The sequence below is a fragment of the Streptomyces flavotricini genome, assembly GCF_020639365.1.
In the GTDB taxonomy this organism is placed as follows: Bacteria; Actinomycetota; Actinomycetes; order Streptomycetales; family Streptomycetaceae; genus Streptomyces; species Streptomyces flavotricini.
Genome location: NZ_JAINUL010000001.1, coordinates 8,307,280 through 8,330,295 on the forward strand (window position 1 = coordinate 8,307,280; position 23,016 = coordinate 8,330,295).

At 68.7% G+C, this 23,016-nt stretch carries 27 protein-coding genes and 2 pseudogenes; 17 read left to right on the forward strand and 12 right to left on the reverse strand.

What is annotated here, in order from left to right; all coding sequences use genetic code 11:
- Window positions 1–382: 382 nt before the first annotated feature.
- Window positions 383–616 (reverse strand): hypothetical protein, encoded by a 234-nt coding sequence (locus tag K7B10_RS38095; protein ID WP_229343971.1) that lies wholly within the window; start codon window positions 614–616, stop codon window positions 383–385.
- 261 nt (window positions 617–877) lie between these two features.
- Between K7B10_RS38095 and K7B10_RS38100 the strand changes: the two genes are divergently transcribed.
- Window positions 878–1,156, forward strand: coding sequence for a hypothetical protein (locus K7B10_RS38100; protein ID WP_229343973.1), 279 nt, complete (start codon window positions 878–880; stop codon window positions 1,154–1,156).
- A 96-nt stretch (window positions 1,157–1,252) separates the two neighbouring features.
- Here the strand turns inward: K7B10_RS38100 and K7B10_RS38105 are convergent, their stop codons facing one another.
- The gene (locus tag K7B10_RS38105; protein ID WP_229343976.1) at window positions 1,253–1,429 is read right to left on the reverse strand and encodes a hypothetical protein; all 177 of its coding nucleotides are present in this window, start codon (window positions 1,427–1,429) and stop codon (window positions 1,253–1,255) included.
- 720 nt (window positions 1,430–2,149) lie between these two features.
- On the opposite strand from K7B10_RS38105, the gene K7B10_RS38110 reads away from it, so the two are divergent.
- From K7B10_RS38110 to K7B10_RS38125, 4 genes are all read left to right on the forward strand, one after another.
- Entirely contained in the window at window positions 2,150–3,382 is a 1,233-nt protein-coding gene (locus tag K7B10_RS38110; RefSeq protein WP_229345712.1) for an ice-binding family protein, read from the forward strand.
- A 110-nt stretch (window positions 3,383–3,492) separates the two neighbouring features.
- Complete coding sequence (locus K7B10_RS38115; RefSeq protein ID WP_229343978.1) at window positions 3,493–4,236, forward strand: DUF5819 family protein; 744 nt, start codon at window positions 3,493–3,495, stop codon at window positions 4,234–4,236.
- On the forward strand, window positions 4,226–5,446 hold the full coding sequence (locus K7B10_RS38120) for an HTTM domain-containing protein (RefSeq protein WP_229343980.1): 1,221 nt from the start codon (window positions 4,226–4,228) through the stop codon (window positions 5,444–5,446). Before K7B10_RS38115 ends, K7B10_RS38120 begins: the two co-directional genes overlap by 11 nt.
- Before the next feature lie 687 nt (window positions 5,447–6,133).
- Window positions 6,134–7,393, forward strand: a complete 1,260-nt coding sequence (locus tag K7B10_RS38125; protein ID WP_229343982.1) for a preATP grasp domain-containing protein — start codon at window positions 6,134–6,136, stop codon at window positions 7,391–7,393.
- A gap of 67 nt (window positions 7,394–7,460) precedes the next feature.
- Here the strand turns inward: K7B10_RS38125 and K7B10_RS38130 are convergent, their stop codons facing one another.
- Window positions 7,461–7,829, reverse strand: a complete 369-nt coding sequence (locus K7B10_RS38130; RefSeq protein WP_229343984.1) for a PRC-barrel domain-containing protein — start codon at window positions 7,827–7,829, stop codon at window positions 7,461–7,463.
- 521 nt (window positions 7,830–8,350) lie between these two features.
- Here K7B10_RS38130 and K7B10_RS38135 point away from each other — a divergent pair.
- Together K7B10_RS38135 and K7B10_RS41830 are read left to right on the forward strand one after the other, a co-directional pair.
- Window positions 8,351–8,794, forward strand: coding sequence for a hypothetical protein (locus K7B10_RS38135; RefSeq protein WP_229343986.1), 444 nt, complete (start codon window positions 8,351–8,353; stop codon window positions 8,792–8,794).
- 107 nt (window positions 8,795–8,901) lie between these two features.
- Window positions 8,902–9,514: pseudogene (locus tag K7B10_RS41830) on the forward strand (winged helix-turn-helix domain-containing protein); the annotation flags it as partial.
- On the opposite strand, the gene K7B10_RS38145 reads toward K7B10_RS41830, so the two are convergent.
- From K7B10_RS38145 to K7B10_RS38155, 3 genes are all read right to left on the reverse strand, one after another.
- Window positions 9,504–9,818 carry an MFS transporter gene (locus tag K7B10_RS38145; protein WP_229343988.1) on the reverse strand — a complete coding sequence of 105 codons (315 nt, stop codon included), beginning with the start codon at window positions 9,816–9,818 and terminating at the stop codon, window positions 9,504–9,506. The pseudogene K7B10_RS41830 and the gene K7B10_RS38145 overlap by 11 nt on opposite strands.
- 78 nt (window positions 9,819–9,896) lie before the next feature.
- Window positions 9,897–10,685 carry an alpha/beta fold hydrolase gene (locus K7B10_RS38150; protein WP_229343990.1) on the reverse strand — a complete coding sequence of 263 codons (789 nt, stop codon included), beginning with the start codon at window positions 10,683–10,685 and terminating at the stop codon, window positions 9,897–9,899.
- Window positions 10,686–10,714: 29 nt separating this feature from the next.
- Window positions 10,715–11,173, reverse strand: coding sequence for a cupin domain-containing protein (locus K7B10_RS38155; protein WP_229343992.1), 459 nt, complete (start codon window positions 11,171–11,173; stop codon window positions 10,715–10,717).
- 131 nt (window positions 11,174–11,304) lie between these two features.
- On the opposite strand from K7B10_RS38155, the gene K7B10_RS38160 reads away from it, so the two are divergent.
- Window positions 11,305–11,916 (forward strand): TetR/AcrR family transcriptional regulator, encoded by a 612-nt coding sequence (locus K7B10_RS38160; protein WP_229343995.1) that lies wholly within the window; start codon window positions 11,305–11,307, stop codon window positions 11,914–11,916.
- Here the strand turns inward: K7B10_RS38160 and K7B10_RS38165 are convergent.
- Entirely contained in the window at window positions 11,879–12,220 is a 342-nt protein-coding gene (locus K7B10_RS38165; RefSeq protein ID WP_229343997.1) for a hypothetical protein, read from the reverse strand. The genes K7B10_RS38160 and K7B10_RS38165 overlap by 38 nt on opposite strands.
- Window positions 12,221–13,158: 938 nt before the next feature.
- Here K7B10_RS38165 and K7B10_RS38170 point away from each other — a divergent pair.
- The 3 genes from K7B10_RS38170 to K7B10_RS38180 all read left to right on the forward strand — a co-directional run bounded on the left by K7B10_RS38170 (window position 13,159) and on the right by K7B10_RS38180 (window position 15,659).
- On the forward strand, window positions 13,159–13,692 hold the full coding sequence (locus K7B10_RS38170; protein ID WP_229344000.1) for a hypothetical protein: 534 nt from the start codon (window positions 13,159–13,161) through the stop codon (window positions 13,690–13,692).
- Window positions 13,693–14,937: 1,245 nt separating this feature from the next.
- Window positions 14,938–15,402, forward strand: a complete 465-nt coding sequence (locus K7B10_RS38175) for a lamin tail domain-containing protein (RefSeq protein WP_229344002.1) — start codon at window positions 14,938–14,940, stop codon at window positions 15,400–15,402.
- 89 nt (window positions 15,403–15,491) lie between these two features.
- Window positions 15,492–15,659 (forward strand): hypothetical protein, encoded by a 168-nt coding sequence (locus K7B10_RS38180; protein ID WP_229344004.1) that lies wholly within the window; start codon window positions 15,492–15,494, stop codon window positions 15,657–15,659.
- A gap of 353 nt (window positions 15,660–16,012) precedes the next feature.
- On the opposite strand, the gene K7B10_RS38185 is transcribed toward K7B10_RS38180, so the two are convergent.
- Both K7B10_RS38185 and K7B10_RS38190 read right to left on the reverse strand, forming a co-directional pair.
- Window positions 16,013–16,411, reverse strand: a complete 399-nt coding sequence (locus K7B10_RS38185; RefSeq protein WP_229344007.1) for an STAS domain-containing protein — start codon at window positions 16,409–16,411, stop codon at window positions 16,013–16,015.
- Window positions 16,412–16,487: 76 nt separating this feature from the next.
- Window positions 16,488–16,757 carry a hypothetical protein gene (locus tag K7B10_RS38190; RefSeq protein WP_229344010.1) on the reverse strand — a complete coding sequence of 90 codons (270 nt, stop codon included), beginning with the start codon at window positions 16,755–16,757 and terminating at the stop codon, window positions 16,488–16,490.
- Window positions 16,758–17,829: 1,072 nt separating this feature from the next.
- On the opposite strand from K7B10_RS38190, the gene K7B10_RS38195 reads away from it, so the two are divergent.
- A complete protein-coding gene (locus K7B10_RS38195) occupies window positions 17,830–18,180 on the forward strand; it encodes a MerR family transcriptional regulator (protein ID WP_229344012.1) in 351 nt (116 codons plus the stop codon).
- Here K7B10_RS38195 and K7B10_RS38200 read toward each other — a convergent pair.
- A complete protein-coding gene (locus K7B10_RS38200; protein WP_229344014.1) occupies window positions 18,125–18,916 on the reverse strand; it encodes a DUF6207 family protein in 792 nt (263 codons plus the stop codon). The genes K7B10_RS38195 and K7B10_RS38200 overlap by 56 nt on opposite strands.
- Window positions 18,917–18,958: 42 nt before the next feature.
- Here K7B10_RS38200 and K7B10_RS38205 point away from each other — a divergent pair, with 42 nt between their 5' ends.
- Genes K7B10_RS38205 through K7B10_RS38215 form a run of 3 tightly spaced genes read left to right on the forward strand, consistent with a single transcriptional unit; the run spans window position 18,959 to window position 20,422 of the window.
- Window positions 18,959–19,513: a DUF4383 domain-containing protein gene (locus K7B10_RS38205; protein ID WP_229344017.1), complete on the forward strand. Its 555-nt coding sequence runs from the start codon at window positions 18,959–18,961 to the stop codon at window positions 19,511–19,513.
- Window positions 19,500–20,225: an SDR family NAD(P)-dependent oxidoreductase gene (locus tag K7B10_RS38210; protein WP_229344019.1), complete on the forward strand. Its 726-nt coding sequence runs from the start codon at window positions 19,500–19,502 to the stop codon at window positions 20,223–20,225. Before K7B10_RS38205 ends, K7B10_RS38210 begins: the two co-directional genes overlap by 14 nt.
- Window positions 20,147–20,422, forward strand: a complete 276-nt coding sequence (locus tag K7B10_RS38215) for a DUF6480 family protein (RefSeq protein WP_372481516.1) — start codon at window positions 20,147–20,149, stop codon at window positions 20,420–20,422. The genes K7B10_RS38210 and K7B10_RS38215 overlap by 79 nt, the downstream gene beginning before the upstream one ends.
- A 22-nt stretch (window positions 20,423–20,444) precedes the next feature.
- Here the strand turns inward: K7B10_RS38215 and K7B10_RS38220 are convergent, their stop codons facing one another.
- Both K7B10_RS38220 and K7B10_RS38225 read right to left on the reverse strand, forming a co-directional pair.
- Window positions 20,445–20,960 carry a TspO/MBR family protein gene (locus K7B10_RS38220; protein ID WP_229344024.1) on the reverse strand — a complete coding sequence of 172 codons (516 nt, stop codon included), beginning with the start codon at window positions 20,958–20,960 and terminating at the stop codon, window positions 20,445–20,447.
- 204 nt (window positions 20,961–21,164) lie between these two features.
- Window positions 21,165–21,596, reverse strand: a complete 432-nt coding sequence (locus K7B10_RS38225; RefSeq protein WP_229344026.1) for an SRPBCC family protein — start codon at window positions 21,594–21,596, stop codon at window positions 21,165–21,167.
- 233 nt (window positions 21,597–21,829) lie between these two features.
- Here K7B10_RS38225 and K7B10_RS41730 point away from each other — a divergent pair.
- Together K7B10_RS41730 and K7B10_RS41735 are read left to right on the forward strand one after the other, a co-directional pair.
- Window positions 21,830–21,991: pseudogene (locus K7B10_RS41730) on the forward strand (MerR family DNA-binding transcriptional regulator); the annotation flags it as partial.
- Window positions 21,992–22,237: 246 nt separating this feature from the next.
- Window positions 22,238–22,915, forward strand: a complete 678-nt coding sequence (locus K7B10_RS41735; protein WP_504967679.1) for a B12-binding domain-containing protein — start codon at window positions 22,238–22,240, stop codon at window positions 22,913–22,915.
- Window positions 22,916–23,016 lie beyond the last annotated feature (101 nt).

The window sequence follows — 23,016 nt, forward strand, 5'->3', positions numbered from 1 at the left end:
CACAGCGCGCCTCCCGACGCGGAGCGAGTTCTTCCACCAGCGCGCCCAGATGCTTACCCGAGAGGCCGCAGAAGGCATGATGTGACATGGCCGCGCGGACTTGTTCGATCTTCACAACCCAGACAACTCGCGCGGCCTTCCGTATGTTGCCTGCCGTGACCGAGATCGATCGCGAGGCAGTCCGTGACGAAACCGGCGTCGCGTCGCGCAGCGCGCCCTGATCGCGATCTGGCTGCCCCGGCGGGGTCGCGGAGCTTGATCGCTCGCTGACTCGCCGCGCTCGCTCACAGCTGCCTCCAGGCCGTCGATACAGGTAGCGACCGGGCTGGCTCTGGTCACCTGTCTGTGCGGTCTAGACCGGGGCCCCGGGCGTTGTACCGGACTACGGCAGGACGAGAGGCACGGTGATGGTGAGGTGTTCGTCGGTGGTCGGCAGGGCGGTGGCAAGAGCGTTCATACGAGCTGCGAGGTGGCCGATCACCCGGCTGGTCAGTTCCTCGTCCCACTCCGCTGTGCCTTCCGGTGGCAGGCGCATCTCCCCCCTGGCAGGCGGGTTGTCACCGAGATAGCGCGCGGTGTCCATGTTGACGCCCCAACAGGCCAGTGCGATCTTCACCTGCCCGGGTGCCGCCCACTGCGCCCGGATGTGGGCGCACATGCTGAAGCCGTCCCCGCCGAATGTGACCGTAGTGGAGAACGACCTGCCACGGGGGTATTGCCGTATCAGCTTGAGTACTGCTGGTTCCACAACGGCTCGCGCCATAGGTTCCGTATACACCGTCTGCCCCCTGTCGAGCCTGGCCTTCAGCATTCCAGACGGGGCCTGCGGCGGACAGATCGTCTGCCGTCCCGACCGCTTCCTCTCCGGGGGAACGCTGTGCACCTCGTGGTACTCGGCAGCGCCGTCGCCCGGCACCTACCGGAGATCCGCCGGATGTTCCCCTCGGCTGTAGGCGCCTCGCCGTGGCAGTTCATCGAGACCGGCCCCGGCGACGGCGTGTGGGACAAACGGCGCGATGCCGGACCCCGTGCCGGCTGCGAGCCAGGCATGCGGTTCACCCGCATCGTGCCCGGGGCCCAGCTCATCCACGGCATCAACCCCCTCCACCAGGGGTGCTGCCGCAAGTTCATCACCGGCCTCACCTCAGGCCGGTGACCGATTCCCGACATCGCCTCCGCGGAACGGCAACTGCGGCGGGCGTTCCTGTCTCTGGGTGGACAGGGGCTATGCCGGGAGACCTATCGGTGTGGGTCAGGACTGGCCTTGCTGCGTCATGTTGCGCGGCTGCGCCTGTTCTTCGGTCGGTGCCCCTTCCTCTGAGCCGTCATGGGCGTCCTCGTCACCGGCGACGGCGGTGACGACGAGTTCGGGCTCGTCGGCGCGGAGGTCACCCATCCGAGACGGAGCAGGCAGCGGCTCGATCACCAACCAGGCCTGATCCCTCAGTCCATGTCGTCGCACCAGCAACGACCAACCGACTTTGCGGACACGGCCCAGAGCGTCGGGGCGCCTCCCGGCCTCGTGGCGAGCCGCTGACGCTCGACGGCGTCATGGACCGGGGTGGCCGATCCGGCCAGGACGCCACGGAGGCCCCGCGCGCCGCTGCCCGGAGGCCAACCGAGCCGAGCCGTCGGGTGGGAGATGAGGAGCTGGTCACCAGGCAATTGCGGAGGAACCCGCGTTGGCTGCGGGGAAACAAGAACGGGGGATATTACTCACCACTTCGAAGAGGGTCGGTGTTCGAAGTGGCAGGCGAAAAGCGTAAATTATAGCGATTTCAACTTCGGGGTCATATGAATTACGGGAAGCGTCGGCGCGCCCGTGCCGCGGAAATTTCGTGAGATCACCCGCCTGGCGGCTCTTCTCGTATTTGGCGGGTTTGAATTTATTTTTGGACGAAGGGATCTGCCTCGTGTGAGTTAATCCGGCCCCATTTGACGAAGGGGGTATCGGATGATAATAACGGCGAATCTTGATATTTTCGTTGCGCATCGCGGGATTGAGTATGTTTTTAATCCTCCCTGCTTCTTGCTGTCTGTTTTTGACGCGTGAATGTTGCTGCGTAATATGCGGCGACAAGACAAGGCTTCCCGGGCGATCGGTAGGAGCCCGGTACGCCACGGCCCCCCATAGGAAGTGGCCCCCTCGATGAAGCTAAATATCCAAGCGGCTCAGCGCCGCACCTTTTCCGGCTGGCTGGCTTCGGCCGTCGCCGTAACGGTTGCCGGTGTCATGGCCGTTGGGATGCCGACGCAGGCCCTGGCCATCGCGACAGCCGTGCCTCTGGGCACCACCGCCAGCTACTCCGTTCTTGCAGGTCAGGGGGTCACCAATACGGGCCCAACGGTGATCGACCACGACCTCGGGACGCACCCGAACCCGGCCATCACCGGATTCCCGCCCGGCCGGGTCCTCGGTGCCGTGCACCCGGCGGATGCTCAGGCCCTCCAGGCCAAGAGCGATCTGATCATCGCCTACAACAACGCGGCCGGCCAGGCCGAGGACTTCGACCTTCCGGCGGCCATCGGCTCCGGAACGTCCGGCCCCACCGAGCTGATTCCGGGCGTCTACACAAGAGACCCGGCCGGCAGTGTCGGACTCACCGGCGACCTGGTCCTGAATGCCGGGGGAAACGCCAACGCAGTCTGGGTGTTCCAGATTCCCGCAGCCCTGACGACGGCAACCTCCAGCCGGATCCTCCTCACGAACGGCGCTTCGCCGTGCAACGTGTTCTGGCAGATCGGGAGTTCGGCTGAGCTCAACACCAACACCACCTTCGTGGGCACCATCATGGCCCTGACTTCGATCTTCCTGCGAACCGGGACGAACATCGAGGGTCGGGCCCTGGCCCGTAACGGTGAAGTGACGATGGACAACAACCGGATCTTCCTCGGCGGGTGCGCCACCGGCGGAACCACCACGGGAACCACCACGGGCACGACCACGGGCACGACCACCGCCGGCACGACGACCGGCACGACCACCGGAACTCCGACCGCCGGATCGACGACCGGTACGACTGTGGGTCTGATCGGTGGTGGCCTCCTGGGCGGACCGATCGTCGACCTCGTGTCCGGCGGCACCTCGGGGAACATCGCCGGCAACACCTCCGGCAATACGGCCGGGAACACGACGGGCGGGCACGGCGGTCAGCCTGGCAAGCCGGGCCACGGCGGGCCGGGCGGCCCGGACCACGGCGGCTTGGAGCACTACGGGCCGAAGCACAACGGGCCGGAGCACGGCGGGCCGGAGCACGGCGGGCCGGACAAGGGGCATGACGAGGGACCTGGTAAGCCGGACCACGGCCACGGCCACGGCCACGACGGGAAGCCCGCCGACCACTACGGGTACGGCAACAAGCCCGCGGGCCACGAGGGCTAGGCAGCAGGCTGCACGAACCCCGTTCATCGGATGACGGCGCGCGGCGGGAACCTCATCGAAGCCGCCGCGCGCCGTCGGTGAGTCGCTCAGACCTCAGACGAACAGTAGACATGAGAAGGACCGGGTGGGCGGTGTCGAGCGGAATTGAATCTGCGGGCGTGAAGGAACTTCATCAATCCGATTCCGGCCCGGTCCCCCGACAACGTGATGACGAAGTGGCCATGCCGAGCAAGCGGCCCATGGGAGTTCGCGCAATGCAAGCTGGGCTGCGCACTGCCGTGGCCGTCTGCCTGGTGACGACTCTGGTTCACGTCGTCCTGGTCTTCCTTCACGTGGCCCCCGCCAACCCTGTGTCGAAGCGGTACAGCTCACAGGTGAACGGGTGGGTGTACCCGCTCTTCGAACAGAACTGGCGGCTCTTCGCCCCAGACCCCGATTCCTTCAACCGAACAATCCTGGCGAGAACAGCACATTCCGACTCCAAAGGATCGGTGCAGGTGACCCCCTGGTTCGACCTGGCTGCCGTGGACCATTCCGCAGTCGACCACAATGTTTTTCCGAGTCATACGTCCCAGAACCTGCTGCGCCGCGCCTGGACCTCTTACGTCGAAACACATGGAGGAAGCGACACGGCACGCTCGGAACGGGCCGTGATGCTGCAGACGTACCTGCGGAATGTCGCTGCGGACCGCGTAGCCGCCCTCAACGGCGGTGGCGGCACCTTCGAGTTCATTCAGCTCCGGGTCATCACACTGCCCGTCGCTGCGCCCGGCGCAGCGTCCCGGAACCGCCCGCCGGCACCCAGCGAGGACCGGCTCCTGCCCTGGTGGAAGGTGACCTCGCATGGGAAGTGAACAGATCCCCCAGTTCCCTTCCACGGCGCCCACGCCGCACCGGCGTGCGGCTCAGGAGGCTTCGGTCGCCGGCACGGCCGACCGGTGGTTCCTGGAGCGGATCGGTGCCCTGTGGGCGCTTCTCACCCACCGTCCGGTCTCCCTGTACGCCGCGTCGGTTCTGCGCATCGGCTACGGGCTGCTCTATCTGGTCTACCTGCTGCGCGAGTTCCCGCATCGTGACGAGATCTGGGGGCCCGGCTCGCCCTGGACACCGGCGCTGGCGCGACAGCTCTTCGACCAAACGGGCTGGAACAGCATCCTGATCCTGTCCGACAACCGCGCCTACTTCGAACTCTGCTACGTGATGGCCCTCGTCACGTCGGCGCTGTTCATGCTGGGCTGGCGGACCCGGGCCATGTCTGTCCTCTTCGCCGTCGTGGTGGCCTCGTTCCATGCCAGGTCGATCTTCATGACGGACGGGGGCGACAACCTGATCCTGCTGATGGCCCTCTACCTCGTCCTCACCTCGTGCGGTCGGCGCTGGTCTCTGGACGCGCGCAGGAACCGGCTCTTGGCAGCCCGTGCGGGAGACGTGCCGGAGCCGGTGAGGAGCTTCTCCGCACAACAACTCCACGATGCCCGTACCACCTTGACCACGGTGGTGCACAACTGCGCCATGCTCGTCATCGCGGCACAGGTCTGCTTCCTCTACGGATCGGCAGGCCTGTACAAGGTCCAGGGCCCGACCTGGGGGAGCGGCACCGCTCTCCACTACGCGCTGAACCTCGAACTCTTCCAGCCCTGGCCCGCACTCTCCCACCTCGTGGACGAGTACCCGATGATGATCGCGATCGCCAGCTACCTGACGGTGCTCTTGCAGGTCGCCTTCCCGTTCGTACTCTTCGGCAGGCTCAAGTACCCCGTTCTGACCGTGCTGCTGGGCATGCACATCGGCATCGCAGTGCTCCTGGGACTGCCTCTCTTCTCCGGCGCGATGATCGTTGCGGACGCCGTGTTCCTTCCCGACCGCTTCTACGCCTTCCTGCCGCGCCTGTGGCGACGCGCGGCACAGCGCACGGGGACGCGGCCGTCGGCCCCCGACCGAGCGGCAGGAGCCGTATCCGTACCTCCGCAGGGCAGGCCCGGAGTACCCGGCTCCACGCATCGAGCCGTCTCTGCGCAGAAGGACATCACGCCGGCTACCGGGCTCGCATCCGAGCACGGCTGAGCAGCCGCGCGGACGGCGGCGCGGTCACGGGCTGCGCCGGCCGTAGTGCGGGATGAGGCCGCGGTGGCGGCACAGGAAGGCACGGTCAACCCGGGCAGGAGGGCTGGGTCCTCCTGCCGGGCGGACGATGGACGGTGTCGGCCTGGAGCCCCGCATCGTCCAGGGCGACGTCGAGTCGTGCTTCTTCGCCGGGCCCAGGCAGCACTCCTTCCCGTGATTTGCCCAGACTTCCGCCGGAACATCAGGTCCAGCGGCCTCCTGGCTGATGAGACCGATGCCTCGGTCGGCTTCGAACGATTGCACGACACCGCAGGGCGACATGCTTCCGCTTCCGGCTCCGCGCCGTAGTGGCACGCATCCTCGGCCGCCGAGCTCGGGGAACACTCTGCTGCTCAGCTCCCGCATCACAGCGCTCTGCCGCCTCATCGCCTCCGCGATGCCCGAGTCCGCCTGGCGCGGCCGCGCGGCCGCGCGGTGCGCGATTCCGGCCGGATCAGTGGGTTCGGTGGTATCTCGTGGGAGGACCGCCACGGGTCGCACGGTGTGTACGTGCCGCGAAGGAGCGGCCTGGCCCCCATTCTGAGGCCAGGCCGTTCCCGGCAGGGGGTGAGCGGGCGATCCCACGCCCGCTGTAGACGGTCGTGCGGTGATCAGAGGAGCAGAGCGGTGACGGAGACGGGCCCGATCGTGGTGTTCGCGAACTTCCTCTCGGACTTGGCGGTCGATCTGGACGAGGGGCAGATCCTGACGACGTGGGCCCAGCAGGCGCCGCGGAAGGTGTGGCTGCTTCGGCCGGGGGACGTGTTCGTCACTCCCGTGCCGCTGAGCCGAGAGTTCCTGCTGTACGCGTATGGGCTGACCGGCGTACCCCCGGATGCGGTGGCTGTCATCGAGGTGCCCCCCGCCGGAGCCGTCCCGCTGGCGCGGGCGGTGCGCGAGGCCGGCCTCGTGGAGCAGGTCCGGGCTCTCGCCGGGGACCGGGGTGCGGCGCTGCTGCCGACGGCTTTGGACGCGTCGGCGATCGCGTTCGCCCGAGAAGTCGGCCTCGCGGTGCGCCCGTACCCCACGGTCGAGGCAGCCGAAGCAGCCCTGAAGATGACCATGCTGCTCAATACGAAGACCGGCTTCCGCGGGACGGCCGGGAAGCTGGGCATGAGGCTGCCGACGGGGCGGATGTGCCGGCGCCCGGCGGCGGATGGCGTGGCGCGTGACCTCTTGAGGGATCACGAGCGCGTCGTGGTGAAGCCCGACCGTTCGGCGGGAGGCCACGGGATGCGCTTCGTGTGCCGCGATGACCTGAGGGGCGGGGCGAGCCTGTCGCTTGATGCGGTCGGCGGGCCCGAGGGTCTGTGGGTGGTGGAGGAGTGCCTCGACGTGGCCGAATCGGTCAGTGTCCAGCTGGAGGTGACCGCCTCTGGGACGCACGTGCTCTTCAGCGGAGCGATGCGCACGGTCCAGGGTTCCTTCACGGGATACGCTTCTCCGCTGCCGCCGTCCTGCGCGCATGTGGCCGGCGAGTTGGAGGAGTGGGGGATGGCCTTGGGAGGCCATCTGGCCGAGAACGGCTATGCCGGGCCCTTCGGGCTCGACGCGCTGGTGGACACGGACGGTGTCGCGTACGCGAGTGAGAGCAACATCCGCCGTACGGCCACCACCACACCGCACGCCATGGTCACCCGGCTGACCGAGGGATCGACCAACGCACGGCCGGCGTGGTCGGTGTCGAAGGGGTGGACGCGGACTCCCATGGATTTCGGCGAGGTGCTGGCCCGGCTCCGGGCTTCCCGCCTCGCGTTCGACCCGGATCGTGGCGAGGGTGTGGTTCTCTACGCGGACGCGCCGCCCGACGGCCGTTCCTGGCGGTACGCGGTGATTGCCAGGAGCGCCTGGGACGTTGAGGAGCAGGAAGCCGCGTTGGTCGAGGTTCTCGAATTCGAGGGTGGCTGACCCGCACGAAGTCGGTCCCGGCACCCAGGAAGGGTGCCGGGACCGGCGCCGTCATGCGCGGAGCGGATCAGGCGGGGCGGCCGCCGAAGGGGGCGCCGGTGCCGTAGTACGTGCCCAGCTCCTCTCGGTATCCGGCGTCGCCGAGGTGCTTGTCCCGGTGGAACTCGGGGGCGTTCTTGATCTGTTCCTTGGTGCGGTCGACGAAGACCTTCTTGTCCTCCGGGTCGATCCTGACGACGGTGCTCGCCGGGAGCAGGACCTCCTTGCCGAAGATCCAGACGCCGGTGTCGACCACCAGGTAGGTGTCGCCGACCTCGTCGGAGTGCTTGTCGACCGTGCCGATGCTCCCGTCGGTCGCCTCGACCTTGTAGCCGGTCAGATCGGTACCGGCCAGGTAGCCGGACGTCGACTTGTAACTCCACACATGTTCAGTCACGCGAAAACAACTCCTCGGTCAATGGAGGACGGCGGCGAAATGCTTCTCCGTCGATCCTCCTTTTCCGTACGTCGTGCTCGGCGGTGCGGTTGTGCTGCGTTCCGCCTGGACTTCATCTGCCCCGCCTCTACGACTTCACGCACCCGGATCCAATTGCCGGGCCGGGACGGCCGTCGATCCTTGGAGGTGAGCAGGTCCCCGGCCGCATCACGGCGACCGTCCCGGCTTCCCTATGCTGCCTCCGGTATCCGCACCCATTTTCTTCTGGGTTCGCGAGGGCCTGACGAAGCCAACACGGCGGTGGCCGGTCACCCCCTACCGGGAGGGGGTGACCGGCCACCGCCGTGCAGTTTTGTTCCTTATCCTGATTGCTGGGCAGGAGGCTTCGTCTACGTTTGACGACGGTGCTTCGACGGAGCCTCGTCGGGGGCGATGCATCTGGGGGCATCTGGGGGTGCCGCCTTACGCTGCTTGGCCCAATCGGCCACTCGGCGAAGCGTTCTTCGGGCAGAACAACCTTCATGAACAGCAATCACGAGATGGATCCCGCACACCAGGTGCCGGACGAAGTCGACGAGAAGACGGTTCGAGCACTGGGTGCGCTCTCGAAGGCGCTGGAAACCACGGAGCGGGCCCGTGGTCACCTCTACGGGTTTCACCAGCTGACCGGGACCGCGGACTTCGAGCTCGGCGACGCCGTGCGACTCCTGAGGGAGGCGGGGCACGTAGAGCATGCCGCCCGCGTCGAGAAAGAGATCGTCGGCCGCAATGTCATCCCAGGGCACTGGACGTTCCAGATCATCGAGGCCTACAACGCCACCTATTACCAGCCCTTCGCCGCGGTGGAACGCGACATCGTGGACGAAGTGGCCGGTGGGCGGGACCACCTTCTGGAGGCCCGGCTCAAAACGGTTCGACGCACGCCCCACCATCCTGACCACACCGCAGTGCCCCCCTCCTCCTGATGGAAAGGCCGGCTCGGCGAAGGCGCGGAAGAGGCCCACCGCAACGGAGCTGACCGGTCGAAGCTTCCTCATGCAGCGGCGTGCGCGCCGACGGCCTGTCAGGTAGCAGCGTGTCCGGGACGACGAGGCTGATGCGCCGGCTCGGCTTCAGCCCGCAGGTCCCCGCACGTCGGGTGGCCGAGCGCGACGAGCATGCCGTGACGGTATGGAAGGAGGTGACCTGGGCGGAGGCAAAAGAGCGCGGGCGGCCTGCGGGGGTTGCATCTGCTTCGAGGTCGAGGCAGGCTTCACGGGCCGTCCGCCCACGGGGCGCACCTGGGGCCGGCGTGGCCGCACCCCGGTTGTGACGGTGAGCGGTCGCCGCTCGGGGCGTTTGTCGGTTGCCGGGATAGATCGCCATGCGGCCGGGCTCCCGCACCCGGCTGTGCCACCGCCTTCGCACCCACCCCGCGGGCAGGGGCAAGCGCCGCAGCATGGGCGAGCGCGACTTCATCGCCCTCATCGACGGTGTCCACCATCTCGGAGCGCGATGGCTGACGGTGTTCCTGCTGCCCGCCTACTCGCCCGACCTCACCCCCCGTCGAATGGGTCTGGGCCCACGCCAAACGCAGCCTGGCCAATCTCGCCGTCATGGCCCTCGACCGGCTCGAGTCCCTCGTCCGCAACCGGCTCAAACGCCTGCAGTACCGACCCGATACCCTCGACGGCTTCATAGCCGGCAGGCACCGGCCTGAGCCTCGACACCGCCCGCCTCCTGACCGACTGACGTCAGCAGGCGGGCGGGGTGCAGGGGTCCGTGGCTCAGGGGAAGGTGTCGACGGTGAACAGGCATCAGCCCGGGCCGGAAGACGCGCTTGCGGCCGAGGCGGTCGGCGGCGGAACCGGCCGACGTCAGCAGGGTGGCCAGGGCGATGGTGCAGGCATCCAGGCGCCATTGGAGCCTGGTCGCCGAGGGGTTCACGTCCTGCCGGATCGCGGGCAGGGCGACGTTGAGGATGGTGGTGTCGAGGCTGCCCAGCAGCACGCTCAGTCAGCAGACGGCCAGTAGGAGCAGCTGCTGGCCCTGGCCCTGGCCCGGCTCGGGGACGCGGGTGCTTCCCATTCAGCGCCTGGTCTCGGCGAAGTCCGCTACGGCGAGGAGAAGTTGGCCGGGGGTCTCGATCTGGGGCATGTGCCCCGTATCGGGGAGGAGGCGGAACTCTGCGTCGGGGAAGGCGGCGGCGTAGGCGCGGCCGTAGTCGGCGTCGACGACCTGGTCGCTGGCGCCCCACACGACGAGGGTCGGCAGTGCGACGGTGGCCAGCCGTCCGCGCAGTCCCGGGTCTGCCATCGCGTGCGGGCCCGAGTAGACCTCCAGGGCGGAGCGGTTGGCGGCCATGGCGGTGCGTGCGGCCTCCCGGAGGGTGGCGGGATCGACGGCGAACGCGGCGGGGTCGTGGAAGGCGAGCTTCGACAGTTCGGCGGGCGTGAGGGAGAAGGTGTCGGCGATGGGGTGGCCGGGGACGTGGATGCCGGCCGCGTTCACGAGGACGACGGCGCTGATCCGGTCGCTGCCGACCAGGGCCAGCTCGGCGGCGATCCAGCCGCCGATGGAGTTGCCGACGACGGTGACCCCTGTGAGGTCGAGCTCGTCCAGCAGTAGGGCGTAGCTCTCGGCCAGGGTGGCGACGTCGGTCAGCCAGTCGGGGCGGTGGGTGCCGCCGAAGCCGGGATGGACCGGGGTGAGGACCCTGGCGTCGCGCTGCTCCGCGATGAGCCGCGCGAACGGGGCGACGGTCTGGGGTCCGCCGCCACCATGCAGCAGTAGATAGGTGCGGCCCTCGCCCTGGTCGTCGACGGTGAGGTCGAGTGTGCCGCAGGGGTGGGCGAGGGTGTGGACGGTGCTGGTCACGGGATTCCTCCTGGACGGTACTTGGGGAGTCATGCGAAGTCGGTGGCGGGGACGGTGGCGTAGCGGCTCATCGCCTCAACGGTTGCCTGCGGGGTCAGCTCCCCGGCGCCGGCGATCATGTCGCGCAGATCGCGGAAGTACCGCACGTAGAGGTCGGGCGTGAAGGTGTTGATCATCACGGCCGGTTCGTCGCCGAGGTTGGCGAAGGTGTGCGGGGCGCCGGGCGGGATCATCGCGAGCGTGCCGGGCGAGGCGACGTGGACCGTCTCCCCGATGGTGAAGTGCACGGTGCCGGAGACGACGTAGAAGCCCTCGTCGTGCTGGGCGTGCCGGTGCTGCGGGGGCCCTTCGGTGTGAGGGGCGAGGGTGATCTCGCCGATCCCGAGCCGGTGGCCGGTGGTGGTGCCGTCCTCGAGGATGCGCATCTGGGTCCGCCCCAGGCGGATCGTCTCGCCGCCGTCCGGTCCGACCACGGAAACCTGTGTCATCGCTGCCCCTTCGTGAGAGTTCGCTCTCACGAGAGTAGGAGGGTGGACCTCCATCATGCAAGTGCACTCTCATAATGAGAGAGCGGTGATAGGGTCGGTGTGCAGGTACACGGAGGAACGGGAGCGCAGTGATGACGACAGGGATCGGGGCGGGCCGCAGCAATCAGAAGCAGCGCACGCGCACCGCGATCGTCGAGGCCGCCCGCGCGCTCATTGCTACCGGCGCGGAGGTGACCATGCCCGCGATCGCCCGCGCGGCGCTGGTCTCCGAGGCCACCGCCTACCGGTACTTCCCCGACCTTCCCTCGCTCGTCGGCGAGTCTCTGGCCGGAGTCTGGCCCGCGCCCGCCGACGCGCTGCGGCCGGTCGCCCGCTCCACCGATCCGGTCGAACGGGTGGCCTTCGCCTGCGAGTTCCTGCTCCGCGGAGTCCTCGCCCGCCAGGGGGCGGTACGCGCCATGATCGCAGCCACCGTCACCCGGCCCGAGACGGCCACCGTGCGACCTGGTATCCGCTTCGGCTTGATCGACCAGGCCCTGATCCCGCTGCGGGACACTCTGGGGGCGACGGATCCGGAAGCGTTCGCCCAGCTCGAACGGGACCTCGCCGTCACTGTGAGTGCGGAGGCCCTCTTCTGTCTCATGGATCTGTGCGGGCTCGCCCCCGACGAGGCCGTGGCCAGCGCCGTACGGACCGCGAGTACGCTCACCGAGGCCGCCGTACGCCGGACCGCCCACCGCTGACGGCCGGCCGGGACGGTACTGCCGGACGGCGCTCGACCTCCTCGCCGACCCGTTCGGCCCGCGTGGCGCGGGAGGTAGCCGACGACCGCGCCGTGCTTGTCGGCGTACCACTCGATCGTTTCGCGGATGCGGGCCGGTTGGGGAGAGGGACGTCGCGGTATTCGGTGGGCTTGCGGTGCTTGAGGCGGCCGTAGGTCTTGGTGGTCTGGTTGACCTGTTCGGTGATGCGGTAGACGCCACCGGCGACGAGGTGGTTGAGGTTGACGGCGAAGGCTCCGCCGTTGCGCAGGCCCCAGCCACGCATCAGGTCGGCGATCAGGAGGAACCGGTCGTCGCCGGCGGTGCGTACGTCGCGGAGCTGCGCGGGGGAGGGGTGACCGCACGTTCGGGGCCGGAACGCCCAGGACGGGGTCCTCAGTGTAGATACCGAGGCGGTAGGCGTCGAGGAGGACCGACTTCACCTGGTCGCAGCAGTGGGACTGGGTCGCGAGGCCGGCGCCGTTGCGTTCCATGGTGCGGATGAAGCCGTCGACGAACTTGTGGTCGAAGGTGCTCATCCTGCGGCTGCCGAGGACGGGGAGGATGTGGTTCTCGAGCTCGCCCGCGACAAAGGGCGGACGACACAGAGGTACGCTCAGGGACCCCCCGTGCTGCTGCGCTGTAGCACGTGGCCTGCGCAGGTCCCCCAACCCAGTGTCCCAGCCGTCCACATGGACGACCATTCGGCGATCGGCGCGCCGTCTGTGGTCTGCACGGTGTGCCAGTGTCCGGGTCGATGCCGATGTCCACGCCCCGACCCCGCTGTACCACGTCTTCGGTGACCTGAAAGTCCTCACCCCAGCAGAAGTCCTCCGCTACACCGACACCCACCGCGCACACCCCTTCGACGAGGTGTTCGGCTCCGCGGCAGCCCGCGCGGCCTGAGGGGACGCACGGGAGGAATGCGGCGGCATCGTTCTCCCCGGCGCTGCCGGCGCTGCCGGCGCGCAGGGCAATCGTGTGCCCTGAGTGATCGTTTCCGTGGTGAATCCGGGCGCCCACACGGGTGAGTTGGCTGTTCACGCCTGTCGGAGCGCATGCGAGTCGCGCTACACCCAGCCATGTGACTGTCCAACCACCACGGTGGTCTACGAGCCGGCCCGCTGAGCCGGCCCACGGATCAGGGACAGGGCATGGCGACCGGGGACGGCCTCCCCGGCGGCGGGTTCACCATCATGAGGGCGGCTCCAGGTGAGGACGAACATGTACGGCAGGAACAGGCGGGCCCGGCGCGGGCCCTTGGCGGTCGCGGCGCTCTCCGCGGCGGCTTTGCTCTTCACGCAGGGCACAGCATCGGCGGCGAGCGGGAACTGGTACCTCCCCCTTCCCGGCGGCACGTACGTGCCGGGCTCCAAGGTCTCCTGGACGCCCCGCGTCGTGTGCGATCAGGGCCCGTGCACCTACGACACCGAGTGGAGGCTGTCGGTCAGGGCCCTTTCCGACGCGGAGTTCTTCAACGAGGTGGGTTCCTCCTTCGCCCTGGTCAAGGGCCGGGACGGAGCCCAGGTCGGGACCTGCACCGTGGACAGCGCCACCGAGGTGCGCTGCGCGGCCACGGGCAACGGGTCGGTGGGCACTGGGGACGACCTGCGCCCCGCGCGGGAACTCGCTCTGAGGGCTGCGTCTTCGTCTTGTACCGCGACGGCTGAGGTGTTGTGGTTCGAGGTGGGCGGGACTGTCGATGCCGGGCCGGACGACGACGTGATCACCCCCACCACCGGGGGGCGCTGCGAGTAGAGGTAAGGGGGTATCCCCGGCAGGGCGATGGTGTTGGGGACGGTGCGCGGGGCCGGGAGGGCGGTCTGCCGGTCCGGTGGGCGGATGAAGCCGAGCGCCAGGCGCTCCTCGGTCTTGCGCAGGACCGTCCGGACACCACCGTTGTCTACGGGCCCGCGCCCTGATCCGATCCAGTCCGGCCATCCCATCGCGCTGGGGCTGTTCAGTGATTAGGCTGCCGTACGGATGCGTGAGGGCCGGGGCGGGCGCTCGCGCGGCGGGTAGCGGGAGGCCTGCGGGGCCCCGGGCCGCGGACAAGTTCGGTGAGGAGAGCGGTGAGCTCCGCAGGGAGCGGTACGGCCGCATCTCGGACCACCGACACCGACAGGTGGGCCTGGTAGCCCACGGTCGGCGCGGAAGGGTTGACGTCCGCCTCGTACAGCGGCTGGTCGCCGGGGAGGGTGGTCCCGTCGAGTGGGCTCTCGGCCGCGCGCCGCCAGCCGCACGAGCAGCTGCCCCGCAGGAGCGCGGCCCGGGGCCTGCCGTCGTAGGCGTGCCACTCCGTTGACGACGGCATGCTCGGACCGCTGCCGACGTCGAAGTGGACCGGTCCCGGCTCGCTGCAGGCGGCCAGGAGCACCCCCACCGACCCCTGGTGCGCGGCCCCCAACACGCCTTGAGCGCCCTGTCCATGACGACCCACCCCCTTCCCGGCCATTGCGCGATCGGACTGCCCACTGGCCGGCCCGAGGCCTCCGGGCTGCCGCGCTCGGGGTGCCCGCGTACCGGGATCCACCGAAAGCGGTACAGAGCTGGCTCGCAGTTCTGCAGCACCGGCGATCGGGCGGTCCGCTCAGGGGTGCACCACCGGCCTGCCGCAGGGCATGACCGGATGCGCGAAGTGCGTACTTGCGTGCGAAGAATTCCGCAGAACGGCTGTTACCCAGTCAACTGGTCCGACCGGGTGAGGGGGTGGGGCACTGCGCCCGGGGGTGCGCCGGAGCGCGCCGAACCTGATGCCCGGTTCGCGGGGCAGGTGGGTGTAGCGGTCAGTGAATGGCAGGGGCATGTTCGGGCCGAATGCGTGCAGTATGCAGGTGACCGTGACGGATATGTCCCTGTCCGGTAACCGGCGTCTGAGGGGGCTGTGCCGGGGGTCGTGCCGCGTTCAGAGTGTGGCCCTCGGCTCGCTCCGGGCCGACACCGCAAGTGCCCTCGCCGACCTGTTTCGGCTGGCGGGGCACTGTTCTTGAGGGAGCACCACCCATGTCTTCTGCTTCTTCCTCCGCCAGCCGTATCGCCGCCACCCTCCTGGCCGCCGGCGCCATCGTCTCCGCCGCCGCGCTGCCGGCGGCCGCCCAGGAAGGTCACCATCAGCGCCCGCGGGTGGAGATCAGCCGGGTCCAGGCCGACAGCCCCGGACGCGACGACCACTCCAACCGCTCCCTGAACAACGAGTGGGTTGAGATCACCAACACCACCCGCGACGCCGTCAACCTCCGCGGCTGGACCCTGCGCGACAGCGACGGCAACCGCTACCGCTTCGACAACGTCCGCCTCAACGGCCGCGCCACCCTCCGCATCCACACCGGCGCCGGCCACAACACCCGCACCGACGTGTTCCAGAACAGCCGCGACTACATCTGGGGCAACCAGGGCGACACCGCCACGCTGCGCGATGACCGCGGCCGCACGGTCGACACCGAGTCCTGGGGCCGACGCCACCACTGACCGGTGTCAAGGTGTCGGCGGCCGCCTGGACGGCGGGCGGCCGCCGACACCGCACCTAACGGGGCCGCCGCGAGTCCCTCGACCCACTCGTGGTCCCGGAACCGGTCGCGGAGACCAGCGCCAACACCGCCATCGACCGAGGGCCCGGCGCCGCCCCGCAACGCTTCGCACTGCTGCGCCCGGACGACACTGTGGTCGACATGCCGGGTTCGGTGAAGGCGTACAGTCCTTCAGTGGCTGATCTGCTCAGCCTGTGATGGCGTGGGCTGGTCGGGTGCGGCCGTAACCGCGCGGTTGCTGAATCGTTTATCCATATCGTCGCGTCAGATGCACAACCGCTCCCCCCTCTTGCGGTGCCGCGACCGGTGGCCCCGGGATCCCCCTGTCCCGGGGCCTCGCCATGTCTGCACGGGAGCTGCAGGTTTGCTGGTGCCGGGCGGGTTTTCCGCGGTTTCTCACTGGATGTCCGTGGCTGCAGGGGTGAGGTACCCGTTGATGGCGTCGCTGCGGAATTGGGCTCGGCGGAGGCCGTCTCGTAACTGGTTGATGTGGCGGTCGGGCTCGGCCCGCAACGCGTACGCCGATCACTGTTCGCGCGCCACCGTCCTGCCTAATGCGGCAGTCCGTCCGGGATTCCCCCCGGAGGGCGGCCGACTGTCGGCGGGTCCTGTTCCACGGGGAAAAGGGATAGGGCACCTGTCACTTCGAGGAGGCGCTGGAGCTGGGGGTTGGGGGCGGCGAGGCGGATGACGGTGCCGGTCTCCTGCGCTGCGCGTCGCGCTGTGAGGAGTGCGTTGAGTCCCGAGGAGTCGCAGAAGGTGAGGAGGCTGCAGTCGACCGCCACGGGCCTGGTTGGTGAGGCGTGGGTGAGTGCTTCGATGAGCGCGAGCTGCAGGGCAGGTGCTGTCTCGATGTCGATCTCCCCGGCGGGCCGGACCGTGACCGCGCGGTCCTGAACCTCTACGGCGATGCCGTTGCCGCCGGCCTCCCGGGGCGGTTGTTCGGCCATGGTGGATCACTCCTTGGATCTACGGGTGCGGCCCCTCCGGATGCCCTTGGCCAGTCGGCGGTTCGGGGGCTACGGGTCACGTGCTGCGTTGGTCGTGGGTGTCCTGGCGGAGTTGGTCGGTGTGGCGGGTCAGGGCGTCGATGCGGTCGGCGAGTTCGGCATCCTCAGGGCGGAGGTGGGTCCGGGTGTCGGCCAGGGGGGCGCACGAGCCGGGCGGCGTCGTTGTCGGTGAGGGCCGGTTCAGGTCTCCGATGGTGGTCTCGGAGTCGGCCGGGAGGCTGGTGAGGGCGGTGATCTGGCCGGCGAGGCGGCGCAGGTCGGCCGCGTTGTCGCGGGCCGTATCCACGGCATCCGTGGCATCCGCGGGCTGGGATCCTCGACGGCGACCTCGATCGTGCCGGGGTGGGCGGCGAGGCGGAGCGTGTGGACACCACCACCGTGGCGCAGGCCGGCTGCCCGCGGGTTTCGAGGAACGCCCGGGCGGCCTGGCGCGCCCCGGGGATGGCGGACAGAGGACGAGGGCTGTGTGCTCGGCGCTCATCGTGGTCATCGCGCGCTCCGGGTCTGTTGTCGGTGTCCGGCCCTGCCTGCCCGGCCGTTGTGCCCCCGCCAGCAGTCGCTCAACCCGGCAGCACGTGATTACCTCAGGGACATGAACGCGAAAATCTATGTTGGCTGGAGTAGACATTGGGCTGCGGGGTGGTTATGGTTTCTCTCGTAACACAGAGAGATAACTGGGCCTGGCAGAGACGAACTGCCGGCAGCAATACCCGCAGTACAGGTAGTTGCAGTTCAGTAGGGCGGTGCGGTGGTGGAGTCTCGAAGCCAGTGCGGTTGCAGGACGGCGACGGGACTGACGGCCGGACCGGGTGGCCCGCAGTGATCAGGGGCCGCCGCGAGCAGTACCAGCAGTTAACGCAGTGGCAGTACCTGTAAGTGCAGTACCCAGCAGTGAAGTCAGTGGGCAGTACCTCGGTGAAGGCGTCGGCTGCGGGCGCGCGCACCGGGAGGTTCGGCAGTGGGGTTCTAAGCCAGAGCAGACGCAGGATGGGCGACGGGGCTGGCTGCCGGAACGTGGCGCTTGGTCGGGCCACGAGCAGTAAAGAAGTGCGCAGTACCAGCAGTTCGCAGTTCCCCGCTTGGTAAGCAATTGATCATCCGAGGGATGAACGGAGGAATTGGGCGCCATCAGGATCGCCCGGGCGGAAGTCTGAGCCCGGGTACCGCAGGACATCGATAGTGAGGTGGTCTCCGGTCAAGCAAACGCGATCCCCGCAGCCCCGACAGCGTTCCGGTCGGGTCCGCGGACACAGAGGGCCGGTGCAGTATCGGGGCCGGCAGATGGTGTAGTAGTTCCTTCGGGGCCCTGGTGCCGTACGGCACCAGGGCCCCTCAACGTGTTCTATGAGAGAGGTGCAATGACAGTAGAGAACCCGACCGGCCCGCTCGGCGGTCACCTGGACGACGACGACTACCCTGCCTACACGATGGGCCGGGCCGCCGAAATGCTCGGCACCACGCAGGGCTTCCTCCGCGCCATCGGCGAAGCCCGCCTCATCACCCCGCTCCGCTCCGAAGGCGGCCACCGCCGCTACTCCCGCTACCAGCTGCGGATCGCCGCCCGTGCGCGGGAGCTCGTCGACCAGGGCACTCCCATCGAGGCGGCCTGCCGCATCATCATCTTGGAAGACCAGCTCGAGGAAGCGCAGCGCATCAACGCCGAGTACCGCCGCGCCGCCGAATCGGCGGATACGACAGCCGCGACCTGAGTCGGGGAGGACCCGCGACCCGCGCATCCAGGTCGGGCCTGACACGGTCTGCCCCTGCCGGCGAACTGTCGCGTCCAAGCAGACCTGTGCCGACGCGGCCCGCGACCTCGCGAGATGCCCTGTCTCGACCAGAACCCGCACGTCCGCGCTGGCAGGTCGGATTCCGCATGCGGGTTTCCTCCCTTCCAGCTCCAGGATTTCCGAGAACCCGCTTGTTTCGCCGCAAGACGGACGGAAGGGACGGCCGGTGCGGAGGCCGGGCACGAAGGCTTCCAGGAGGACGCGACGGAAGCGCCGGCGCTGGGCGGGGTGAGGTGGTGGAGGGCGGCGCACCCGAGGTCGCCCAGCGTTCCTCCAGCGGGGCCATGACGGCCTGGACGGTGTCTTCGTCTCCGCCGGTGATGTCCAGCACCGCCAGGCCGGGCTCCGCGCTGTACTGCTCGTCGATCGGCTCCCTGACCGCTGCCACGTCTGTGGAAGCGAGGCGGTTCTCCGGCGGCCCCGTTCCACCCGCCCAAGGGGTCGGGGCGCAGCCCCCGTCGCGGTCTCGGTGGCCGGAGCCGCCGTTGCATCCGAACGTACCCCGCCGCCCAAGACGCCAGTGGTGCTGCCCGGGCAGGTCATGATCTGCATGAAACGAGGGCTCCGCCGCGTCACTGCCCCCGCTTCCATCGACCAGACCGCGCAATTCAATGCACAAACACTGCGAGTTTTCAGTACAGCCTCCGTTGGTCATGCTGGTTCCCTCGGGACAAGATCTTGCGATCAGGGAGGGCCCATGCGCCTTCGAGACGAACTGCCCGTAGACCACCGCCTCAGCCAGGTGTACAGGGGCGGCGCGGCCCTGTGCGGGCTGCTGCTCCTCGTCTTCGGCTGCCTCGGCTTCACCGACAGCCTGTCTTCCTTCGGCACGCAGGGGCAGCGCATCGCGGGCCTGGCCACCAATGACCTGCTGAGCGCGGTCTCGGTGGCCTTCGGGCTGCTGCTGATCATCGCGGCGGCAGTGGGGGGCAACCTCGCCTCCACCGTGAACATCGTCGTCGGCATCCTCTTCCTGGCGAGCGGGTTCGTCCACCTGTTCCTCATCGGGCATGACGGCAACATCCTCGACTTCGGCATGTCGAACGTCTTCTTCAGCTTCCTGATGGGCCTGCTGATCATGACCTTCGGGATGTACGGCCGGGTCAGCGGCGGGTTGCCGCACGACAACCCTTACTGGCGCCGCCGCCACCCCGAGCAGACGGTGCTCGCAGCAGCGCTCTCCCGCCCTCAGGTCGGCACCGCAGCTACCGACGCCGACCGGATTCCGGAGCGCCGAGATGACCACTCCTGAAGCAGCACGGGTGCTGGTCGTCGGCGCTACCGGAGAATTGGGCCGGCTTGCGACACGTGAACTGTTCGATCGCGGCGCCCACCTCGCCCTGGCCGGGCGCAACGAGAAGAGGCTGGCCGAGACGGCCGCGCGCACGGGCTGTCCTACCCGAGTCTTGGACGCCTACGACCTCGACGCCTGCGCCGGAGCGGGCCCGTGGGCGCTGTCGGAGCTGGGCGGCCTGGACGGGGTCCTCGTCACGGTGGGGGTCGCGGGCTTCGGGCCGGCCGCCGCGGTCCCGAACGCCGCCGCCGAGCACCTGATGACCGTCAACGCGCTGTGCCCCATGGCTGTGCTGAGGGGAGCTGTACCCGTAGTGCGCGACGGCGGGTTCCTGTCCGCGGTCAGCGGTGCGATCGTCATCGCCCCGCTGACCGGGACCGCGGACTACGCCGCTTCGAAAGCCGCCTTGGCCTGCTGGCTGGGCGTCCTGGCCCGTGAAGTGCGCAGGCGGCGTATCGCCGTGGTGGACGCCCGGCTCCGCCACCTGGATACCGGATTTGCTTCCCGCGCCGTAGTGGGAAGCCCGCCACCTCTCCAGCGGGGCGCGGATCCCGCGCCTGAGGTGCATGCGCTGGTGGACGAGCTCATGGGTTGCCTCGACGATCTCGCGCCCGAACGGACCTCGACCACACCAGGGCAGGTGGGAATTGCGCCTGCCCGACGCCGCTGACAGCGACAGGAGGAGTCATGTCCACATCAAAGGTCCCACCAGAAGAGACGCCCGAGGTGGAGGGCTCGACGGCATCCGCCCATCAGGAGCGTCCCGACGGAGGGGTGTGGGAGCACCCGTGGGCCATCCTGGGCCTCATCGCCGTCGGGGCGGTCACGGTGGCAGCGTTCTTCGTCGTCCGCATCGCCGGGTGGTGAATCACGCCCCAGCCGAAGCCATCTATCGGTTGCGCGCTGCCAGAGACCCGTTGAGGCCTGTGGCGAACGCACACCAGAGGGCATAGGGGGCCAGCATCTTGGCCGCCGTGCGGTCGACGCGCCAGGTCCTGTGAATCAGTTCCGCGTTGCTGAAGTCGAGAAGGAGCGTGCCGAAAAGTCCAGCCCGAGGGCTCCGGCAACCGAAGAACAGCCACGTCCACGCGGCGTTCAGAGCCAGATTCGTTCCCAGGCTCGCAGCCACCCTCACCCGATCCTTCCCCTGCGCCGCTCCCAGCGCCCTTCCACCGGCCACGGCGAGGGAAATGTACAAGGGGGTCCACACCACCCCGAAGGCCTGCGGGGGAGGCTGCCACGCAGGCTTGTCCAGCGACCTGTACCAAGAGCTGGCCGGGTCCACTGCCACCGACCCCAGGGCTGCGGTCGCCGTCACCGCGGCTGACGCTGCTGCGTAGTACCGCCACCTTCGGCGCTTCTGATGCGCCTCGTCACGTTCACCAACCAGACTCACACTAGGCATTTTGCCCTGTATGTCTGCTCAATCGCGGCTTTTCCGCTTCGGAAGCGGGTCGGCGCGGCGAGTTTTCACGCGGCGGAGGTGGTGTTGAAGCCGAAGCGAGACACGCCGGGCACATGCCGTATCCGGCGGTCTTCCCCGCCGGGCTCGACGCCCGGGCGGGGGAGGAGCCGCTGCGCCCGGTCGCCGCTCCTGCGGCGCAGGAATTCAGCGAGCCATGACACGCGGCAGGGCTGAAGCCACGTCGTCCGCGAGACGGTTGACGTCCTTGCGCAAGAATGGAGCCGCAAGACGTGCGATGCCTTTGAAGTGAAAGGTCGCGGAGTAGGTCAGTCGGGTCGACTCGTCGGATACCGGCGTGAAGCGAAGGTCGTCCGTAATCAGGACCGTGCTGTTCTCGCCCGTGAACACGAGCCGGTCCGTTTCTTCGACGTCGAGCTGGTACAGCACTTCGCGGGTGCGCCCGCGGAAGCGGGAGACGTTACGCCAGCGCGAGCCCGGTCCCAATGCCCCTGGGGTCAGAGGGACACAGGAGACGGTTGCGGGATCCCACTCCTGAGTGTGCGCGAAGTCCGCGAGGTAAACCACCGCGTCATGCATCGGGCACGGAATGAGCATGGTGCGCGCAACCTGGATCACGGTCGCCTCCTCGGAGGATTGTCGCTTTCGTGTAAAGGTCTTCTGGTCGTTGCCGTTCCTCGGATGCACTGCCTCGGTGCGCGCTCGTCCTGCGATCCGGATTCACGAGCGGATGTCCTCCAAAGGGGGAGAGAGCCGCCCGCTGTGTGTGCCGGCCTCGGGCCTTGCCCCGTCCGGCTCCTTCGTGGTCCCGACTCGCATCGATTGCGCGTCGTAGAAGTAGAATAGGCGCCATGACCGAATCGTCCCTCGGTGTTACGACTGGTGCGGTGGCACGGCGCCTGGGGGTCTCACCGACTACGGTGCGTTCCTGGGAACAGCGTTACGGAATCGGACCAGCGGTACGCGAAGGTGGCAGGCACCGGCGGTGGATGCCGGGCGATGTGGCGATGCTGGAAGAAATGTGCCGACTCACCTCGTCCGGAATCCCTCCGGCTGAGGCCGCTCGGGCAGCTGCGACCTTGCGCCGTGAGCCCGGTCCGGACGTCAGTGTTCAGCCACCTCCGCCTGCGGCGCAGGAAGCGGTCGTGCCGCCGGGCGGCCCGCAGCAACGTCAGGGCGGTCCGGGCAGTGGACTGCCCCTCGGCGAGGTGCGTCAAGAATGCCGCGGCCTGGCGCGTGCAGCGGTGCGGCTCGACAGCCTGGCCATGGAGACCCTGCTGCAGCAGACCATGCAGGCTCATGGCCTGCTGATCGCGTGGGAGGAGGTGATGGTGCCGACACTGCATGCGGTGGGGCGTAAGTGGGAGTCCACGGATGATCGGTACGTCGAGGTGGAACACCTGCTGTCGTGGCATGTTTCGACCGTGCTGCGGCGTGCGGCAGTGACCGCGCCCCTGGTCTCGGCCCACGTGGCACCGGTGGTGCTGGCCTGCCTTCCCGGGGAGCAACACACGCTGCCGTTGGAGGCGCTTGCCGCCGGACTGGCCGAACGAGGCCTGCCGACGCGCATGTTCGGCGCGGCGGTGCCGGCGGAGGCCCTGCGGGCCGCTGTGGGCCGGTCCGGTCCGAAGGCTGTCGTGCTGTGGTCACAGTCCCGCTCGACAGCGGACAACACTCTGGCACGCCAGGTGGCATCGACGGCGTTCGGCCTCAAGGGAGCACGGACCACCCCTCTGGTTCTGCTCGCGGGCCCAGGGTGGTCGGTGCGGGCCGCGACTGCAGGTATGAGGCGTCCTCTCGGGCTGCGGGAAGCGCTGGATGCGATTTCCGCGCTCTACGCGGAGCCGGACGCGGTCGTCGCAGCCGGCGAGTCCCCACCGCTGATGCGTCGGCGCGTGCCCGGCGGACGAGGGCCCGGGGGTGTCGGGCAGAAGTGACCCAGCCCTTCTCGTCGTGCACCAAGTACACCTCTCGTCCGTCGAGGTGGCCCGACCGGCTCACCCGGCGGGCACCAGGGGGAGCACGATGACTCCTCGAA

Excerpts from the sequence above, each read along its gene's own strand:
- K7B10_RS38110 (WP_229345712.1), top strand. The coding sequence starts at position 2,150 with ATGAAGCTAAATATCCAAGCGGCTCAGCGCCGCACCTTTTCCGGCTGG.
- K7B10_RS38115 (WP_229343978.1), top strand. The coding sequence starts at position 3,493 with ATGAGAAGGACCGGGTGGGCGGTGTCGAGCGGAATTGAATCTGCGGGC.
- K7B10_RS38120 (WP_229343980.1), top strand. The coding sequence starts at position 4,226 with ATGGGAAGTGAACAGATCCCCCAGTTCCCTTCCACGGCGCCCACGCCG.
- K7B10_RS38135 (WP_229343986.1), top strand. The coding sequence starts at position 8,351 with ATGAACAGCAATCACGAGATGGATCCCGCACACCAGGTGCCGGACGAA.
- K7B10_RS38155 (WP_229343992.1), bottom strand. The coding sequence starts at position 11,173 with ATGACACAGGTTTCCGTGGTCGGACCGGACGGCGGCGAGACGATCCGC.
- K7B10_RS38160 (WP_229343995.1), top strand. The coding sequence starts at position 11,305 with ATGACGACAGGGATCGGGGCGGGCCGCAGCAATCAGAAGCAGCGCACG.
- K7B10_RS38165 (WP_229343997.1), bottom strand. The coding sequence starts at position 12,220 with ATGCGTGGCTGGGGCCTGCGCAACGGCGGAGCCTTCGCCGTCAACCTC.
- K7B10_RS38170 (WP_229344000.1), top strand. The coding sequence starts at position 13,159 with ATGTACGGCAGGAACAGGCGGGCCCGGCGCGGGCCCTTGGCGGTCGCG.
- K7B10_RS38175 (WP_229344002.1), top strand. The coding sequence starts at position 14,938 with ATGTCTTCTGCTTCTTCCTCCGCCAGCCGTATCGCCGCCACCCTCCTG.
- K7B10_RS38185 (WP_229344007.1), bottom strand. The coding sequence starts at position 16,411 with ATGGCCGAACAACCGCCCCGGGAGGCCGGCGGCAACGGCATCGCCGTA.
- K7B10_RS38195 (WP_229344012.1), top strand. The coding sequence starts at position 17,830 with ATGACAGTAGAGAACCCGACCGGCCCGCTCGGCGGTCACCTGGACGAC.
- K7B10_RS38200 (WP_229344014.1), bottom strand. The coding sequence starts at position 18,916 with ATGACCAACGGAGGCTGTACTGAAAACTCGCAGTGTTTGTGCATTGAA.
- K7B10_RS38205 (WP_229344017.1), top strand. The coding sequence starts at position 18,959 with ATGCGCCTTCGAGACGAACTGCCCGTAGACCACCGCCTCAGCCAGGTG.
- K7B10_RS38210 (WP_229344019.1), top strand. The coding sequence starts at position 19,500 with ATGACCACTCCTGAAGCAGCACGGGTGCTGGTCGTCGGCGCTACCGGA.
- K7B10_RS38220 (WP_229344024.1), bottom strand. The coding sequence starts at position 20,960 with ATGCCTAGTGTGAGTCTGGTTGGTGAACGTGACGAGGCGCATCAGAAG.